The organism is Alloprevotella sp. oral taxon 473 str. F0040 (genome assembly GCF_000318095.2).
GTDB lineage: Bacteria > Bacteroidota > Bacteroidia > Bacteroidales > Bacteroidaceae > Alloprevotella.
On the sequence record NZ_KB290716.1, the window covers coordinates 20426 to 36338 of the forward strand.

At 46.9% G+C, this 15913-nt stretch carries 13 protein-coding genes; 1 reads left to right on the top strand and 12 read right to left on the bottom strand.

Annotated features, from left to right (window positions below):
* Positions 1-601: 601 nt before the first annotated feature.
* The gene (locus tag HMPREF9999_RS04320; RefSeq protein ID WP_009437199.1) at positions 602-1024 is read left to right on the top strand and encodes a hypothetical protein; all 423 of its coding nucleotides are present in this window, start codon (positions 602-604) and stop codon (positions 1022-1024) included.
* A 118-nt stretch (positions 1025-1142) separates the two neighbouring features.
* Here HMPREF9999_RS04320 and HMPREF9999_RS04325 read toward each other — a convergent pair whose 3' ends face one another.
* The 12 genes from HMPREF9999_RS04325 to HMPREF9999_RS04380 all read right to left on the bottom strand — a co-directional run bounded on the left by HMPREF9999_RS04325 (position 1143) and on the right by HMPREF9999_RS04380 (position 15871).
* Positions 1143-1967 carry a shikimate dehydrogenase family protein gene (locus HMPREF9999_RS04325; RefSeq protein WP_009437200.1) on the bottom strand — a complete coding sequence of 275 codons (825 nt, stop codon included), beginning with the start codon at positions 1965-1967 and terminating at the stop codon, positions 1143-1145.
* 17 nt (positions 1968-1984) lie between these two features.
* Positions 1985-2722, bottom strand: a complete 738-nt coding sequence (gene ubiE / locus HMPREF9999_RS04330) for a bifunctional demethylmenaquinone methyltransferase/2-methoxy-6-polyprenyl-1,4-benzoquinol methylase UbiE (protein ID WP_009437201.1) — start codon at positions 2720-2722, stop codon at positions 1985-1987.
* A 22-nt stretch (positions 2723-2744) separates the two neighbouring features.
* Positions 2745-4517, bottom strand: a complete 1773-nt coding sequence (locus HMPREF9999_RS04335) for a chloride channel protein (RefSeq protein ID WP_044063153.1) — start codon at positions 4515-4517, stop codon at positions 2745-2747.
* 193 nt (positions 4518-4710) lie between these two features.
* Positions 4711-5289 (bottom strand): L-threonylcarbamoyladenylate synthase, encoded by a 579-nt coding sequence (locus tag HMPREF9999_RS04340; protein WP_009437203.1) that lies wholly within the window; start codon positions 5287-5289, stop codon positions 4711-4713.
* 65 nt (positions 5290-5354) lie between these two features.
* Positions 5355-6509: an acyltransferase family protein gene (locus tag HMPREF9999_RS04345; RefSeq protein WP_009437204.1), complete on the bottom strand. Its 1155-nt coding sequence runs from the start codon at positions 6507-6509 to the stop codon at positions 5355-5357.
* A 56-nt stretch (positions 6510-6565) separates the two neighbouring features.
* Positions 6566-7765, bottom strand: a complete 1200-nt coding sequence (locus tag HMPREF9999_RS10585; protein WP_198144618.1) for a phosphoethanolamine transferase — start codon at positions 7763-7765, stop codon at positions 6566-6568.
* A 955-nt stretch (positions 7766-8720) separates the two neighbouring features.
* Entirely contained in the window at positions 8721-9560 is an 840-nt protein-coding gene (locus HMPREF9999_RS04355) for a mechanosensitive ion channel family protein (RefSeq protein ID WP_198144619.1), read from the bottom strand.
* A gap of 165 nt (positions 9561-9725) precedes the next feature.
* Positions 9726-10781, bottom strand: a complete 1056-nt coding sequence (locus tag HMPREF9999_RS04360; protein ID WP_198144620.1) for an OmpA family protein — start codon at positions 10779-10781, stop codon at positions 9726-9728.
* A 36-nt stretch (positions 10782-10817) separates the two neighbouring features.
* Positions 10818-12701, bottom strand: coding sequence for an outer membrane beta-barrel protein (locus tag HMPREF9999_RS04365; protein WP_009437208.1), 1884 nt, complete (start codon positions 12699-12701; stop codon positions 10818-10820).
* A gap of 43 nt (positions 12702-12744) precedes the next feature.
* On the bottom strand, positions 12745-13857 hold the full coding sequence (prfA, locus tag HMPREF9999_RS04370; protein WP_009437209.1) for a peptide chain release factor 1: 1113 nt from the start codon (positions 13855-13857) through the stop codon (positions 12745-12747).
* A gap of 346 nt (positions 13858-14203) precedes the next feature.
* Positions 14204-14635 (bottom strand): hypothetical protein, encoded by a 432-nt coding sequence (locus tag HMPREF9999_RS04375; RefSeq protein WP_157049608.1) that lies wholly within the window; start codon positions 14633-14635, stop codon positions 14204-14206.
* Positions 14636-14701: 66 nt separating this feature from the next.
* Entirely contained in the window at positions 14702-15871 is a 1170-nt protein-coding gene (locus HMPREF9999_RS04380; RefSeq protein WP_009437212.1) for an AIR synthase-related protein, read from the bottom strand.
* Between the last annotated feature and the right edge of the window lie 42 nt (positions 15872-15913).

Sequence of the window (15913 nt, forward strand, 5' to 3'; positions counted from 1 at the left end):
TTTTGCACTTTTTGCTTTCACAACCTTCACAAAAATCTCTGTAATAAACTGACATACAATGAATAAGGCTATATTTTCGGACAAAATTTAACAATCAAGCGATGAAATGCCTTTGAGGAACCCTAAAAGAGGAGAAAGAGAGCACGCAGAGGGACAAAAGAGAGGGGCAAGAAAAAGTCCCAAAATCGTACGAAATTGGGGCTATCGGTGAAGGTTGTGAAAGCAAAAAGTCAAAAGTGCTGGGGATGCGCGCGTGTCACGCGCGTGGGCGAGAAACGCACTAATTTCATCAGAAACAAGGGTCATCACACCAAGATTCAGCATTACCCCATATTTCCGATTCTCGCAAAAGGGCTCCAGACTGACCAAAAATGAATATGCCACTCTTGGCCATATTCGCAAATAGAGCAGAGAAAAACACGAAAAGTCACAAGTTTTTTACGATTACACAAAACTTAAATACATCTTTTACAGGGTTAGACCCCAATATTTCAACTCTATTAACCCATATATCTATAGCGGGCACACGGTCAGCACCGCAATAGTACAAAAAAGCCACACAGATATGGGCCGTAAAATATAAATCCTTAAATCACTAAACATGAAAAGTTTATTCATTACTCTCTCTTTCCTCTTCACCACGATGGGCTATCTCTGCCTGATGAGCTGCACAACAACGCGCGAAATTCACCATCAAACCACGCTACACGACACCGTGCGCCTCAGCCAACGTGATACCGTGCGACAATGGCGCATACAGCACGATAGCATTTTTCTCCACGATAGTGTTTACTGGCAAGGGAATCAAATGGTGAAAGAGCGAACACACGAACATTGGCACTTCGTGCATGACACGCTGCATCGGGTACACCTCGATACCTTGTTTCATGCTAGAGATCGACAAGAACAACAACGCACTGCCACTTCGACGACTCCGCGGGACTCACTCATCTCTGCCCTACTTTTTGCCCTCATCGGAGTTGCAGTGGGGGGAGTGTTGAGAGGATTCCTCGTCCGTAAATAATGACTACAACGGTCTAATGACCGATTTGGAATAATACCCAATCGGCTGTGGCAAAACAGATTTTACCACAGCCGAGTCGGATTATTGTTGGGGAATATGCCATTTGCTGAAAGCCTCTCTAGAGCGCAAGCGTGTGCCATGCCTCCCAAGCGGCTTCTGCCTGAAGGTGCAACATTTCAAGTCCGTTTTTCACGACTGTATCTTGCGCTTTGCCCAACTGCATGAAGCGCGTTTCGAGGGGATTGTAGACTAAATCGTACAGCACATGGGCTGACGTGAGCAAGGTATAAGGGATGCCTGGAGCTTCCTCCACTTTGGGGTGCATGCCTAGCGGAGTGGTATTGATCACTAGAGAATGCGCTTTCATCACTTCGGGCGTGAGAGCATCGTAAGTAAGCACTGGCACTACAGCTCCACCTACTTCCACACCTTGGGGCAGAGGGTGGCGACTCACATAAGTGGGATGAATACCCAACTTTCGGAGCGCAACAACGACAGCTCGAGATGCTCCACCAGTGCCCAACACAAGGGCGCGCTGGATGTCGGGACGAAGCAAGAGGCGCAAACTCTCTGTGAATCCGACCCAATCGGAATTATCGCCCAATAGTCGCACTTCTCCATCAGCACTGCGGACTATACGCACCACATTGACGGCTCCTATCTCAGTAGCAGCAGGCGACAAAGCATTGAGTTGCGCAATGATTGTTTGCTTGTGAGGGATAGTTACATTGAACCCACGCAAATGGGGTTGTGTCATTGCCCACTGGTGCAAATCGGGCAGTTGCTCCATTTCAAAGTTCTCATAAGTAGCCTCAATATTTTCGCATGCAAACTTTTCCGCAAAGTATTTTGCAGAAAAACTATGCCTGAGCGGAAAGCCGATAAGCCCATATACATCGACAAAGGCAGCACCTTGGGAAGAAGAGGAAAGCAAGTGCCCCATAACAAGCCTTTACATTCTTATTTTTCAGCTGTGTAGAGCGTGGAGAGTCCGAAAGTGAAACGGCGGAATTTCACCGATTGGAAACCCGCTTTTTCGATGATGCCTTGCATCACTTCGCCTTGAGGGAAAGCTTCCATCGTAGCAGGCAGATAAGAATAGGCTCGGCTGTCGCGTGAAACGAGTTTTCCCACGATGGGCATCCACACATGGGCATAGAGCCAGAAGAGTTGTTTCATGGGGAAGCGAACTGGACTGGTGAGTTCTATGATGACGAGTCGTCCGCCTGGTTTGAGCACACGGAGCATCTCGCGAAGTCCTCGGTCGAGGTCTTCAAAATTGCGAACACCATAAGCCACAGTGACGGCATCGAAAGTGTTATCATCGAAAGAAAGTGCCATGCAGTCTTCCTTTTGTAGCGTGATGATGTCGGACTTTCCGGCGCGCTCCACCTTCTCACGACCTACACTGAGCATTCCTTCTGAGAGGTCAGCCCCAATGAGTGATTGTGGATGCAGACGATCCACGGCCATTAGGGCGAAATCGCCTGTGCCAGTGGCTACATCGAGGATGCGCTGCGGAGCGTAGGGCTTCAAAGAGTCGATAGCTGCCTTGCGCCATGAACGGTCGATGCCCAGCGAGAGGGTGTGATTGAGAAAATCGTAGGAATGTGCGATTTGGTCGAACATACGTTCCACCTGTTCGCCCTTGGCTCCTTCGTTGGAGTAAGGCTTTATGCTTTCTTGCTGATATTTCATTGCAAAGTTTGTGCGTTATAGCTTATTCTTCAGAGAAATCTTTCATGATTTCACGATAAGCACTGTAAAGTTCAGAGCGGCTCACATAGCCCACAAAGCGGTTTTCAGTGTTGACCACGGGGAGTGTGCCTGCATCATCGACTTGGAATTTGTCCATAATGGCTAACATACCATCATCAGTGCGCAGCGTGGCTGAAGGCTGCGACATGAGCCCACGGACGGTGAAGGTCTTGTAGAGTTCGCTTCGAAAGATGATATGGCGAATGTTGTTGAGATTGATTTGCCCCAATAAAGTTCTATCAGGACTACAGACAGCGAAATGGAGACGTTTACTAGAAGAAACGATTTGCAGCATCTCACCGAGAGAGATGTCGGGGTTAAGCACTGGACGCGTTTTGTCGATGACGTCATCGAGATTCATCAAGGCAATGACCGCCTGGTCTTTGTGGTGGGAAAGGAGTTGTCCACGACGTGCCAAACGCATGGCATAGATACTGTGGGGTTCGATGCTGCGCACGAGGCTATAGCTCACTGAAGAGACAATCATCAGCGGCACGAGGAGTTGATAACCGCCAGTGAGTTCTGCAATGAGAAAGATGCCAGTGAGAGGAGCATGGAACACAGCACTCATCACTGCAGCCATGCCATAAAGGGTGGCGTTGGTGGTGGGAAGCACGATGCCAAAGGGCTGTACAAGATTCCACACTCCAGCAAAGACGAAGCCTGTGACTCCCCCGAGGAAGATGGAGGGCGCAAACGTACCACCGCAACCGCCTCCCCCCGTGGTGGCTGTGGAAGCAAAGACTTTCACCAAAGCCACGAGCGCGAGGAAGACGAGCAAATACTGGTCGTGTCCATAGAAGAGCGAGTTGTTCATCACAGACGAGGCATCGCTCACTCCGTGACTATTGAGCAAGGTAGAAATTGTGGAATAGCCTTCACCATAGAGCGGTGGGAAGAGGAAGATGAGGGCTGCTAACACCGATGCCCCAAGGGCGAAACGTACCATCATGTTTTTGCATTTGGCAAAGATTTGCTCAAAGGCATTCATGGAGCGCGTGAAATAAAGGGCTACGAAACCGCAAACCAGACCGAGCAAGATGGTACTGGGCACGCGTTCCACGACAAAGGGATCGTTGAGATCGAAATGAAACATGGTGGCATTGCCCGAAAGGAAATAGCTGATGCAGGCGGCCGTGGTGCAGGAGATGAGCAAGGGGACGAGCGACCACATGGTGAGGTCGATCATCAACACTTCGATGGTGAACACGAGTCCTGTGATGGGGGCTTTGTAAATGCCGGCGATGGCGCCTGCTGCTCCACAGCCGACAAGCAACATCAAAGTGCGGTGATCTTGGTGAAACCAACGACCTATGCGGCTGCCAATGGCTGAGCCTGTGAGTACAACCGGCGATTCGGCTCCAACAGATCCACCAAATCCGATGGTGATGCCGGAAGCGACAATAGACGACCACATGTTGTGCGAACGAATGTGCCCTTGGTTGCGCGAGATGGCATAGAGAATTTTGGTGATACCATGCCCGATGTTGTCACGCACTATAAACTTGATGAAGAGTGCGGAGATAAAGATGCCGACTACAGGATAGATGAGATAGAGGGCATTGGAACGATCGACATCAAAGTTGTGGGTGAGCCAATGTTCCACAAAGTGTACAAACCATTTGAGCAAATTGGCGGCCAATCCCGAAGCTACTCCTACTAAGAAACTTAGAATAAGGATGAATTGCTTGTGGGTGATGCTACCATTGGTGAGCTTCTTTAACCACTGGGGCATGCGTAGATGCGCCGGCGTGGGAAGCGCAGTGATGCTCTCTTTGGTGTTTTCAAAAAATTCTTTGGGAGAAAGAGGCATTGTAGACGTTAGACGTTAGAGATTAGACGTTAGAGGGGCGCAGACCCGTTTTAGACGTTAGAGAGTAGACCTTAGAGGGTAGACGTATACTCTTCTCTCTATATCGTAGTATGGGTTAAGGACGGATGACAGTGACCTCCGAAGATGCCGTGAGTTTGATGATAGACGATGCCGCACCATTGTCGGGTTCATCACGACGGGAGGTGCAGACGTAGTCGACCGCAGCAAGGATTTCGGGAGAGATGTCGGCAAAGCAACGGGGGGCAGCTTCTCCACTGATGTTGGCAGAAGTGCTGACGACCGCGCGCTTCATGCGCATGCAGAGCTCTTTGCTAAACTCTTCTTGGGTGATGCGCAAGGCTGCACTGCCATCTTCTGCGAGAAGATTGGGAGCTAGATGGCGCACATTGTCATAGATGATGGTGAGAGGGCGAGTGGCACACTCCAGCAGTTGCCAAGCAACTTCGGGCACATCGGGTACATAGAAGTCAACTTTGGCTTCACTATCCACCAAACTGATAAGGGCTTTTGCATCTTCGCGACGTTTGATTGCGTAAATTTTAGCCACTGCTTCTGGATTAGTGGCATCACAACCCAAGCCCCAAATGGTGTCGGTGGGATAGAGAATGACGCCACCTTGGTGCATCACGTCAATGGCTTGCTTGATATCTTGTCGTTGTTCGTGAGTGAGCATAATGCAGAGTTTAAATGTGTTGGTGATTGCGTTGAAACCTTATTAGGATTGCTTTTGATACCTTCCTAGAAAGGAGTATGAGGGGTGCTGGATCGAGATTGCTGCCACTGTTTCCACCAACTGCGTACATTTCGATCGGCACGCGCTAAGATATAGGCTAGCGTTATGAAGAGGGCGATGCTCCAACCGAGGGTGGCAACATCATTTCGCTCTGCGGCTTGCGAGGCACGAGGTAAAATCTCAGCACGAATGATGGGATGATAGACAAAGAGTGCGGAAGAATAGATGCCCCAATGCTCCCACCCCATGCGAAATGAGGGATGACTGAGTAAAGATACCCACGGCACTACCGCCATGATGGCAAAGAGGGGAGAAAAGAGCCAGAAGGTGAAATGGAAAGCTGAGCAATAAAGTAACACCAACCCGAGAAGGCTCGTCAATAGGGCTAGTCCCTGCTGCAAGATGGGGGAAAGTTTACTTTTCCATTTCGTCATTGTGGCTGCCCCACCCCATCGCGCTGCGCTTATACCCAAAGCAAAGGGAAGGAGATGACCAAGGGCAGAAACACGAAGATAACGCAGCAACGAACTGTTGCTAATTTCCAAGTGAATGTTGGATTCGTTGGCTAACCACATGGCTAGGAGACTCAATCCTACGATGCTCCACAAAGGAATAGCACTTTTCCATCTATAGAAAACACAACGATAAAGGAGATAGAATTGCAACATCAGGGAGAAGAACCACCAAGGACCATAGAGCAGCGTGTCGAACTCGAAAAAGTTGCCCAAGAAAGCGAGGGTGAGCCAGGGATTGCTCTTTCCGAAACTAAGGGTGAACGTGTGCCAATCTATCAAAAAGAAAAGGGCAACCACGAAACCCGGAATCATGAGCCCCCACAATTTCTTCATGTGTTGCCACAGAAAAAGAAGTGTCGAGGGGACTTGCGTTAGACTCTTCTCATACTTCATCACCAAACCATAACCACTGAGGAAGAGGAAGATGGACACTCCGTAATGTCCGAAATGGGAAAAGACCGAAGCTATCATGCGCCACACATCTTGGCTGTGGTGAAACTCAAAGAGCACACGCTGGATGTTGCGAGGGGAAAACGTGAACTCGTTCTCTGCTACGGCACCTGGTAAGAGATGCAACAGATTGTGCAACATGATGCTCAAGATGGCGATGCCCTTGAGTAAATGATTATCGGATTTGGTGAGCATAGTGGAATAAGAAGATTCGTCACAGCAGAAAGAGATAGACCACAAAAGCTGATGTCTTAGGGACGAGAGCTACGCATCACTTCGTCATAATTGATATTTCCTCGCAACAATCGACGTTGGGGACGAAATTTGGGTGAAAGTGGGTCGCGATGGGCTTTATAATGAGAGGTCTTGATACCTGCAAGTCCTAAGAGGAGATGGGGCAAATCATCGTGAGAGAAGGGATGATGTTGGGCAGTCTGAATGCGCTCGAAGAGTTCGGGGTGCAAACGACGAAACTTTCGACTTCCCCAAATCATGAAAGGGACTTCGTATTCATGACGTATGACCTCGGCTGAGGGCTGCTCATCGTGGATGCGACCATAAAGTTTGATGCTGCCATCATAAACTTCTTCTCCATGATCTGAAAAATAGACCACTACGGCATCTTCATTCGCAAAATTCCGCAAAATGCGATCTACCACTTCATCATTCCAGCGGGTAGCATTGTCATAGTGTGCCACAGTTTCTCGTTGAGATTTTGACAAATCAGGTCGAGGAATATCGTGATGGGTGAAGGTAGTTTGATCGGAGGGATAGCGATGATCGTATTCCATGTGCTGCCCCCAAAGGTGAAACAGATAGAGATTGCGCTCGCCAGGTGTGAAGCTTTTCAACAAACTTAGGATAGTGCCATCATTCTTGCTGCGAAAGGCATTGCGATGGTCAAAACAGAGGTTCTCCATTTGTGCATCATTCAAGAAGAAGGAACCATTAAAATCGATGCTTCCCTGCGATACGGTATGGAAGAACTGATTGGAGAGGAAGGCGACTTTGAATCCTGCTCGCTTGAACAAGGCTGGAAAGAGGACGCCTTCCGTCCATCTGCCTCCTTCATCGGCACTTTGAGTGGAGAGGAAGGCTCGAAAGGCATTGCTTGTGATGTTCCACGGAGAAATGACATCATCGAAGACTATCAGTTCCCCACGCTTTGCCCGCTCACTGAGTCGCGGTGTTGTAGGCAAGCCATACCGATAGAGCGCAGCATGGTGTTTGTTGTAACTTTCGCCGATAATCACCACAATGTTGGGACAACTCTTTTCTGCCACTTTCAACACGGGCAGATGTTGCATACGTAGTTTCAAAGCCTCTGTTTCATGTGCTGCCATACGCACGAGATGAAGGGCTTGAACGCTGCGATAATAGGGGGTAAAGAATTCCGATTCCGCAACAGACTCTGCATGTTCAGTCTGGCTATTAGAGATGAATTGTAGCATCTTGAACTGATGATTCATCCATACGATCCCAGCACTACACAAGAATACGGAAAAACAAGCGAAGAAGAGGTTTGTCCACAAAGGGAGAGCCAGCCTACTCTCTTGCACCTTATTGTCGCAATCTCCACTGGAATCTTCTCTTTCTATCTCGGAAGCCTTACTCTTACTAACCTTGCACCATAGACCAAATTTCCGTATTATCTTTCGCAAGTTTCTACTCCCTCTCGGCCTGAACCTCTGGCACAATATGCGAAAGGGGATGTGGTGCCAAAACTCGAATATCAGACTCATTGAAGCGAGAGAAAGCGTTGTAATAAAGACCTTCCAAAAGACTTCGTTGGACAGCAATCCCTCCACAAACTCACTAGATTCAGCGGGAGAGGTTTCTAGCAAAAGATGTACAACGGTGGGAGAAATGCAAAGATGGAAACGCTCAAATAAGAAAATCTCTACACTCCATAGTATATATGCAGATAGATAGACAAAGCATTTCACAAAACGAGACATAGTGTACCTCTTTCCTGACTTGGTCATCAGAGACAATAGCTCCAACAAAGCAGCAAGCAGATAAATGTCAAACGAGGCAACAAGACCATAATATCCATAATCATGGCTGGGACGCTCAGTAATCCACGCATTGCTCAAGAACAACATCAGCAGAGTTCCGACCAACACTCGTTGCCGCTGCAAAGGGCGAACAAGCGTAGAGAGGAAGCAATGAAGAAATGAGCGTGAAAATGACATGAGTGGACAAATGAAACAAGAAATACACAGTGATATCTCTGGTACTTACGCTAGCGATGAATGTGGATGATGGCTAGAACATCATGATTTTAGCCAAAAAGTTCACCGCAAATTTACCATTTTTTGAGGGCGTATGCAAGAGTTCCTCTAGTTTTATGCAAGGGGATAAAAGAACCGCAAGATAGAGCGTAATTACACCCTGTAAAAACAGCTATTCTTTCCGGTGGCTTACCGTAATCTGTGGGAAGGGGAAGGAAATACCCGCTTCATTAAAGGCATGGAAAACGGTGAGATTGAAGCCATGAGTCACTGCAAGGACATCTGAAACATTCACCCACGCACGAACAAGAATGTCTACACTACTAGCATTGAGTGCAGAAACTCCAATGTAAAGTTCATTTTCTTTCAACACGCGTTCATCTGCTTCCAAAAGTTCGCGAAGAATCACGAGTGCTTTATCCACATCGCTATCGTAGTCAATGCCGAAGGTCCATTGCAAACGACGGGTGTCTTGGGCTGTAGGATTGATGATGACACCACTGCTCAACGCACCATTGGGAATGAAGATGACCTTGTTCTCGATGGTGGTGATAACTGTGTGGAAAAGACTCACGCTTTTTACAGTGCCTTCTACATTCTGCGCTTGGATGAAGTCTCCTATTGCAAAGGGTTTGGTGACAACGATGATAACACCACCAGCAAGGTTCTGCAACTGCCCACTCAATGCCATGCCGACTGCCAAACCCATAGAGGCAAGTACAGCAGCTAGACTAACGCTTTTCACGCCTAAAATGCTGATGACTGCAATACCTACGGCGATGTAGAGCAGTGCTATGACAATGGAGTTGATAAGCGAGACGGCTACGCCAGTTAAATTACGGCGATCCATGATACCTTTCAACACTCTGATGATGGCATTGATGACCCATCGTGCTATGAAAAAGAAGACAATGGCAAGTAGCACGCGGATACCAAAATTGATGAGTCCATCCTTCCACCCTTCAAGCATGGTAAGAAATTTGTGCTCATTAATATGAATGGGCTGAGTCATGCCTGAAACGACTTCTTTCGTAGTGTCATTTTGACTTATGAAAAGGGGCAAGTATTTGAGTAGCAAAGGTTGTATCTGCATAATCATGTAGGAGACTAGAAAATTATATGCAAAATCACCCATCTATGCACAAGGCATAGATAGGCGATAAACAAGAATTTGAATTTACTTTTCCAAAGAGATGTCGACTCTTCTGGCGACTTGCGCACCGACAGCAGAGTGATTGACACCACAATCAGCAAGGACGATGCGACGGGAGTCTACACCTTGCTGTAATAAATAGCGTTGTACAACTTGTTGTCGCTTTTGCGCGAGTCGAATATTGTATTGACGATTACCTTCTGGCGAAGCATATCCTCTCAGCACAATGCGTGTTTGCGGAAACTCAGTAAGAAATTGCAGAGTTTCCGCAATTTTTTGTTTTGCATCGGCACCCAAATGTGCGCTGCTCAAACTGAAGAACAAAGAACGCTCGAAGTCAGCAGGAACAATTGCTAATGTTGGACTATCACCCACCCATTGACCTATCAAAGAGTCATTTACAGGCAATAAACTGTTATGACTCTCCAGAGAGAAAGTTGGAGTCACTCGCTTCATCTCTGGTGTGTTGATTTGAACAACAGATGTATCAGTGCTTTGTAATTGCTTTAACTGCGCTTCCAAAAGTCGAAGTTGATGAGCTAAACTATCATCACGCGTAGCATTGACTGGCAGTGGCACGGGGATAAAAGTTGATATCTGACGTTGCTTCTGTGGACGTTGCTGTTGCAACTGTCGCAATATAAAGGCTTGCTCATTAAGCACTTGTTGCAAAGCTGGAGAAATCTCTTGTTGCGTGTTGCGCTGTTGCACGACCAAATGTTGTTGAGCGAGTAATTGTTGCACCATCTGTTCTAATTTTGCCAAACGTGCAGACAAAGCTGAAACAGAAGCTGATGGAGTAACTTCATGGTTGACAGGCGAGCCAAATGCTTCTACCATCAACCACGTGCGCAACCAATCTTTTGTGTCTCGATTGCGCTGCTCTTTCATCTGCTGTTGCTGCTTTACCATAGTGATGAGAGCAGCCACCAATTGATTTTCATCAACAGCAATCAAGGTGTCGCTAGCAGCCACCACTCTGCTCTCTGCAACTCCCGTAGGAGCTGCAGAAGCCGTATGTGGCATGAGCGGTAGTAACACGAGGATGTTCCAAAGGCAAAAACTAATAATTCTTTTCATAAACATGAGATTATGAGAAATAATACCTTGGACTAATTATTGTGCAGAACTAGCAGAGGAAGTTGAGGCTCCTTTGGCTGATGCTGCTTTGGGCTGTGAAGCTCGCACAGTAGCCGACTGAGCGGGTTGAACAACTGGATTTGCAGCCTTATTAACTGCTTTTTGCTCTGACTTATTCTGAAGCAACTGCTGTTGAAGCTGCTGAATTTGTCGTTGCAGTTGCTGAATCTGCTGTTGATTGTTGCTTTGTTGTCCGTTCTTCAAAACAGTGCCAGCCTGTGGCATGGTGTAGTATTGTGGCAATACCTGCTGAGGCACTTGATTATTTCGCAATGCCATGATAAGCAATATCTTATCGAAGTCTGACATTGTGCTGAAAGAATTACTCTGCTGCACTGGAGTTTGCTGGGTAGCTTGGAGTACACGTTGCACAATGCGTGCAAGTTGTTCTTCATTGAGCAGAATCACATTGCCAGTGGTCTGCAAAGGTACAGAAGTCTTCACAGTAGCAGGCACAAGAGGCGTGGCATCAATAACAACATCAGCGGTGTCTACTGCAACGGCAGTGCGGGTTTTCACATCGTCACGAAGCACAACAGCTGTGTCTACACGAACCTTTGAATCCTTGTCGGCTGCCATTTGCTGCAACTTCTCCTTTGCCAACATTCTATCGTGCTCTGCTTGTATCAACTTTTGATAAGCAGCAGTACCGTTCTTTGCCTTAAGTCCAAGATTGAAACGAAGACCTAGACGATACATCCAGTTCACATTGATAGAAGAAGGATTAGCAGCCTCTGTAAGTTTGGGATTATCTTGCTCCATAAGCAGGGCCTCGGCAGAACCAAAAGCACTCACCATGCGATGCAAGGGCACTTCTAATCCACCACCACCAAGAGCAAACCAGCCGCTCTTGGCGTTAACAAAACGAGCATCTTTATCTGAATACTTATCATCTACGTTGAGATATCCAGCACCCAAAGAAAGGTATGGCGTAACGCCACGAGGTACATTGAGACGAGTCAAGAGATTTGCACCATAAATAGAGAGTCCTCCATCTAATTTGGTGCTGAGTCCATCGGGCTTATCAGTAGCGCGGTAGTAGAAAGCACGGAGACCTACAAGAGTAGTAAAGTCAACTCCTGCAGAAAGTCCTGCCAACCATGTATCTCCAAAACTTGAATTTTCGCGGAAGTTGAGATATGCAGCAGAAGGCTCAACGACCAAACGCAAGCCACGGAAGCCACCGCTGAAAGTTTGGCGATAAGCTCGGCTCACCTCATCCTTGGCAGCAGGGGCACCACCTAAATAGAAATCTAGAGAAGCCAAAGCACTCCAGTTTTGCAGGGTATTGTCTGTTCCAGCCACCACATATTGGCTACTAGGAGCTGCATTGAAGAAAAGATTTCGCGCTTCGAGAGAGAAAGCTACGCGAGGCACAATATTGATTTTCAAACCTGCACCTATATTTCCATAAAGTTGCTCTTCGTGTACACGACGACCAGCATTCACCACATCATCGTAATGAAACTTGAGCACACCAGCACCACCAACTACATAGGGAGTGAAACGGGCGTTGTTCCAAAGATTGAGTTTGAGATCACCACCGATACGCTCGTAAGTAATCTTAGAGTTTTCGAGTTTGCCAGCAAACTCATTAGCTACGTTCCAACCTGTACCTTGCAATTTGCCTTTGAGGTCGAAACTACGCTCATAGTTACCACGGATTTCAAGGATGGGTCCGAAGCCAAAGCCTACACGCGCACCATAAAAAGCGGAATTACCAACATTAAGCTGATTGTTCCAAAATGTATAACCTGAAGTGGGACTCACAATTACACTGAGATCACTCACTTGAGCTTGAGAACGCTGTGGAGCCATCAAAGCTACGATGGCAAGAACACCTAGAATTGCTTTTTTCATTTCGTTTAGTTCTTGTTGATATTAGTATTCTGGAGAATGAATGTTACAGTTCACTCTCCTTTAATCTTTCTGCATTTTCTGCCACAATGAGGTGGTCGATGCAATCTTGCACATCACCATCCATAAAGGCAGAGAGATTGTAGATGGTATAGTTGATACGGTGGTCGGTGATACGTCCTTGTGGATAGTTGTAAGTACGAATCTTTGCCGAACGGTCGCCCGTTGAAACCAACGTTTTACGACGAGAAGCAATGTCATCTACATACTTCTGATGCTCCTTGTCGTAAATGAATGTACGCAAGCGAGCGAGAGCACGCTCCTTATTCTTAGGCTGGTCGCGTGTTTCGGTACATTCGATGAGAATCTCTTCTACTACGCCTGTGTTTGGATTCTTCCAATTGTAACGCAAGCGTACTCCCGACTCTACCTTATTGACGTTCTGGCCGCCTGCTCCTGATGAGCGGAACGTATCCCATTTGATTTCACCTTCGTTGATCACCACATCGAAGGCTTCTGCTTCGGGAAGCACAGCCACAGTAGCTGCAGAAGTGTGTACACGCCCTTGAGTCTCTGTGGCTGGCACGCGCTGCACACGATGCACACCACTTTCATATTTCAGCGTGCCATAGACATCAGCTCCAGTCACAGAGCACACTATTTCTTTATATCCTCCAGCTGCACCCTCAGAGAAACTGGAAACCTCGAGCTTCCACCCTTTAGTTTCACAATACTTGGTGTACATACGGAAGAGGTCACCAGCAAACAAGGCTGCTTCATCACCACCTGTGCCACCACGAATCTCAAGTATCGCATTCTTTGCATCCTCAGGATCTTTGGGTACAAGCATGAGTTTGATTTCTTCTTCCAATGTCGGAATGCGCTCTTCGCAAACGGCTACTTCTTCTCTAGCCATCTCTTTCATTTCCGCATCATCTTCCGTCATAAGAATACTCTTACTCTCAGCGAGATTGCCAAGAAGATTGGCATATTCCTGACGAGCATTCATGAGTTCTTCAAGATCCTTATACTCTTTGGTGAGGCGGACATAGCGTTGTTGGTCGGCTATGACAGCTGGGTCTGTGATGAGGGTAGAAACTTCTTCGAAACGAGCTACGAGGGCATCGAGTTTTTCGAGAAGTGTGGTTGTTTCTGCCATATTGATATGGGAAATTATTCTAAGTTTATTGAGGTAAATGTACAGGGCACAAGACTGAACATCTAATGTTGGTGCCCTTATTGTGACGAAGTAACAAAAAGTCTAACAGGCTGATGGTCGAAGTCATTTGCTCACTCCTGCAAGTAACTCTCTACCACTAGGAGATATAGCTAAAAATCTCAGAGATATTGGAAAAACTCTCGGAAAACTTTCGGAAAAACTCAGAGATAAATTGAAAAGTCTCGGACATTTTTTGAGAACTCTCGGAGATATCATGAGGACATCGTAGTTTCCACCTCTAGATTCTACGCCTTCTAGACCAGCAGGTGAAGTGTAAGCTTATATATTAGCGTGTCAATTCGTTAAACCCTTCGTTATAGCCTGCGTTATAGCCTTCTTCGTATTGCTCGGCTGCTTTGCCTTGATACTTATTATCTTCGTCAAAACTTGTGCCATGATCGCTGCCAGTGCCTGCGTCGGCAGAGCCATCGTCATAACCTTGAGAATGACCAGCTTCATAAGCCTCATCCTCGGGTGACAGTCTGTCACTCATCATAGTGGAACTTCCTTCATTATCTTCAGAGTCCATGTGCCTGGAAGAAGCTCCACTAAAATTGTCCTCTGCATCATGATTATTACCTTGTGAATCGTCTGAAGTATCATAGGCAGAGTCAGCTGTTTCTGCATCATCTTCGGAGTATTTTCCCCGAACCGCACAGCTAGCGAGAAGCATCACAGCAATACAGCAGTAAAAACTGCTATAAAGAAAAGATTTCATACGAGGTTTAGTTCGTTGCTAATTATGGTTGTATAGGACACTCAGAGATTGGTGTACTATAAGAACCTAATAGTTGAACTCACCAAACTCACTTCGGATTGTAAGCGACTTCTTACCTTCTTCTACGTGCCCAATCACTTGCGCATCTATGTTGAAAGATTTTGAAATTTCAATAACACGCTCGGCATGTTCTGGGGAGAGATAGATTTCTAAGCGGTGTCCCATATTGAATACCTTATACATCTCGCTCCAGTCTGCTCCACTCTCCTCTGCTATAGTGCGGAACAAGGGAGGAACGGGGAACATGTTGTCCTTGATGACACGACAATTGTCGGACACAAAGTGTAAAACTTTGGTCTGAGCTCCACCAGTGCAATGAACCATACCATGGATTTCAGGACGTAACTCATCGAGCAATCTCTTGACTACAGGAGCATAAGTGCGAGTGGGAGACAGCACTAGTTTGCCTGCATTGACCGGACTTCCTTCCACAGCATCCGTGAGTTGATAATGACCACTATATACCAGTTCTTCTGGCACGGCTTTATCAAAGCTTTCAGGATACTTTTCAGCGAGATACTTGGCAAAGACATCATGGCGAGCTGAAGTTAATCCATTGCTGCCCATACCACCATTGTACTCCGTTTCATAAGTGGCTTGTCCGCTTGAAGAGAGTCCCACTATCACATCTCCTGGACGAATGTTGGCATTGTCAATGACATCACTCCTCTTCATGCGACAGGTGACAGTGCTATCTACAATAATAGTACGCACCAGATCGCCAACATCAGCCGTTTCACCGCCTGTAGCATAGATGCCAACTCCCATGTTGCGAAGATTTTCCAAAAGCTCATCAGTCCCATTAATGATGGCACTGATAACCTCACCAGGAATGAGCATCTTGTTTCTGCCAATTGTAGAAGAGACTAAGATATTGTCTACAGCCCCAACGCAGAGCAGATCGTCAGTGTTCATGATGAGTGCATCTTGAGCAATGCCTTTCCACACTGACAAGTCTCCTGTTTCTTTCCAGTACATATAAGCCAAACTCGACTTTGTACCTGCTCCATCAGCGTGCATGATGTTGCAGTATTCAGGATCTCCGCCCAAAATATCAGGGATAATTTTGCAAAAGGCTTGGGGGAAAATACCTTTGTCAATGTTTTTAATGGCGGCATGCACATCTTCTTTCATTGCGCTAACACCACGCATCATGTAACGTTGGTTCTTGTCCATAGTAAGGGGGCTGAAAAGAGTTGGAGGAAGGAACTGAGAGCC

Bases quoted from the DNA above. Each gene is read 5' to 3' on its own strand.
- HMPREF9999_RS04320 (WP_009437199.1), top strand. From the start codon at position 602: ATGAAAAGTTTATTCATTACTCTCTCTTTCCTCTTCACCACGATGGGC.
- HMPREF9999_RS04325 (WP_009437200.1), bottom strand. From the start codon at position 1,967: ATGGGGCACTTGCTTTCCTCTTCTTCCCAAGGTGCTGCCTTTGTCGAT.
- ubiE (WP_009437201.1), bottom strand. From the start codon at position 2,722: ATGAAATATCAGCAAGAAAGCATAAAGCCTTACTCCAACGAAGGAGCC.
- HMPREF9999_RS04335 (WP_044063153.1), bottom strand. From the start codon at position 4,517: ATGCCCCAGTGGTTAAAGAAGCTCACCAATGGTAGCATCACCCACAAG.
- HMPREF9999_RS04340 (WP_009437203.1), bottom strand. From the start codon at position 5,289: ATGCTCACTCACGAACAACGACAAGATATCAAGCAAGCCATTGACGTG.
- HMPREF9999_RS04345 (WP_009437204.1), bottom strand. From the start codon at position 6,509: ATGCTCACCAAATCCGATAATCATTTACTCAAGGGCATCGCCATCTTG.
- HMPREF9999_RS10585 (WP_198144618.1), bottom strand. From the start codon at position 7,765: ATGCTACAATTCATCTCTAATAGCCAGACTGAACATGCAGAGTCTGTT.
- HMPREF9999_RS04355 (WP_198144619.1), bottom strand. From the start codon at position 9,560: ATGACTCAGCCCATTCATATTAATGAGCACAAATTTCTTACCATGCTT.
- HMPREF9999_RS04360 (WP_198144620.1), bottom strand. From the start codon at position 10,781: ATGAAAAGAATTATTAGTTTTTGCCTTTGGAACATCCTCGTGTTACTA.
- HMPREF9999_RS04365 (WP_009437208.1), bottom strand. From the start codon at position 12,701: ATGAAAAAAGCAATTCTAGGTGTTCTTGCCATCGTAGCTTTGATGGCT.
- prfA (WP_009437209.1), bottom strand. From the start codon at position 13,857: ATGGCAGAAACAACCACACTTCTCGAAAAACTCGATGCCCTCGTAGCT.
- HMPREF9999_RS04375 (WP_157049608.1), bottom strand. From the start codon at position 14,635: ATGAAATCTTTTCTTTATAGCAGTTTTTACTGCTGTATTGCTGTGATG.
- HMPREF9999_RS04380 (WP_009437212.1), bottom strand. From the start codon at position 15,871: ATGGACAAGAACCAACGTTACATGATGCGTGGTGTTAGCGCAATGAAA.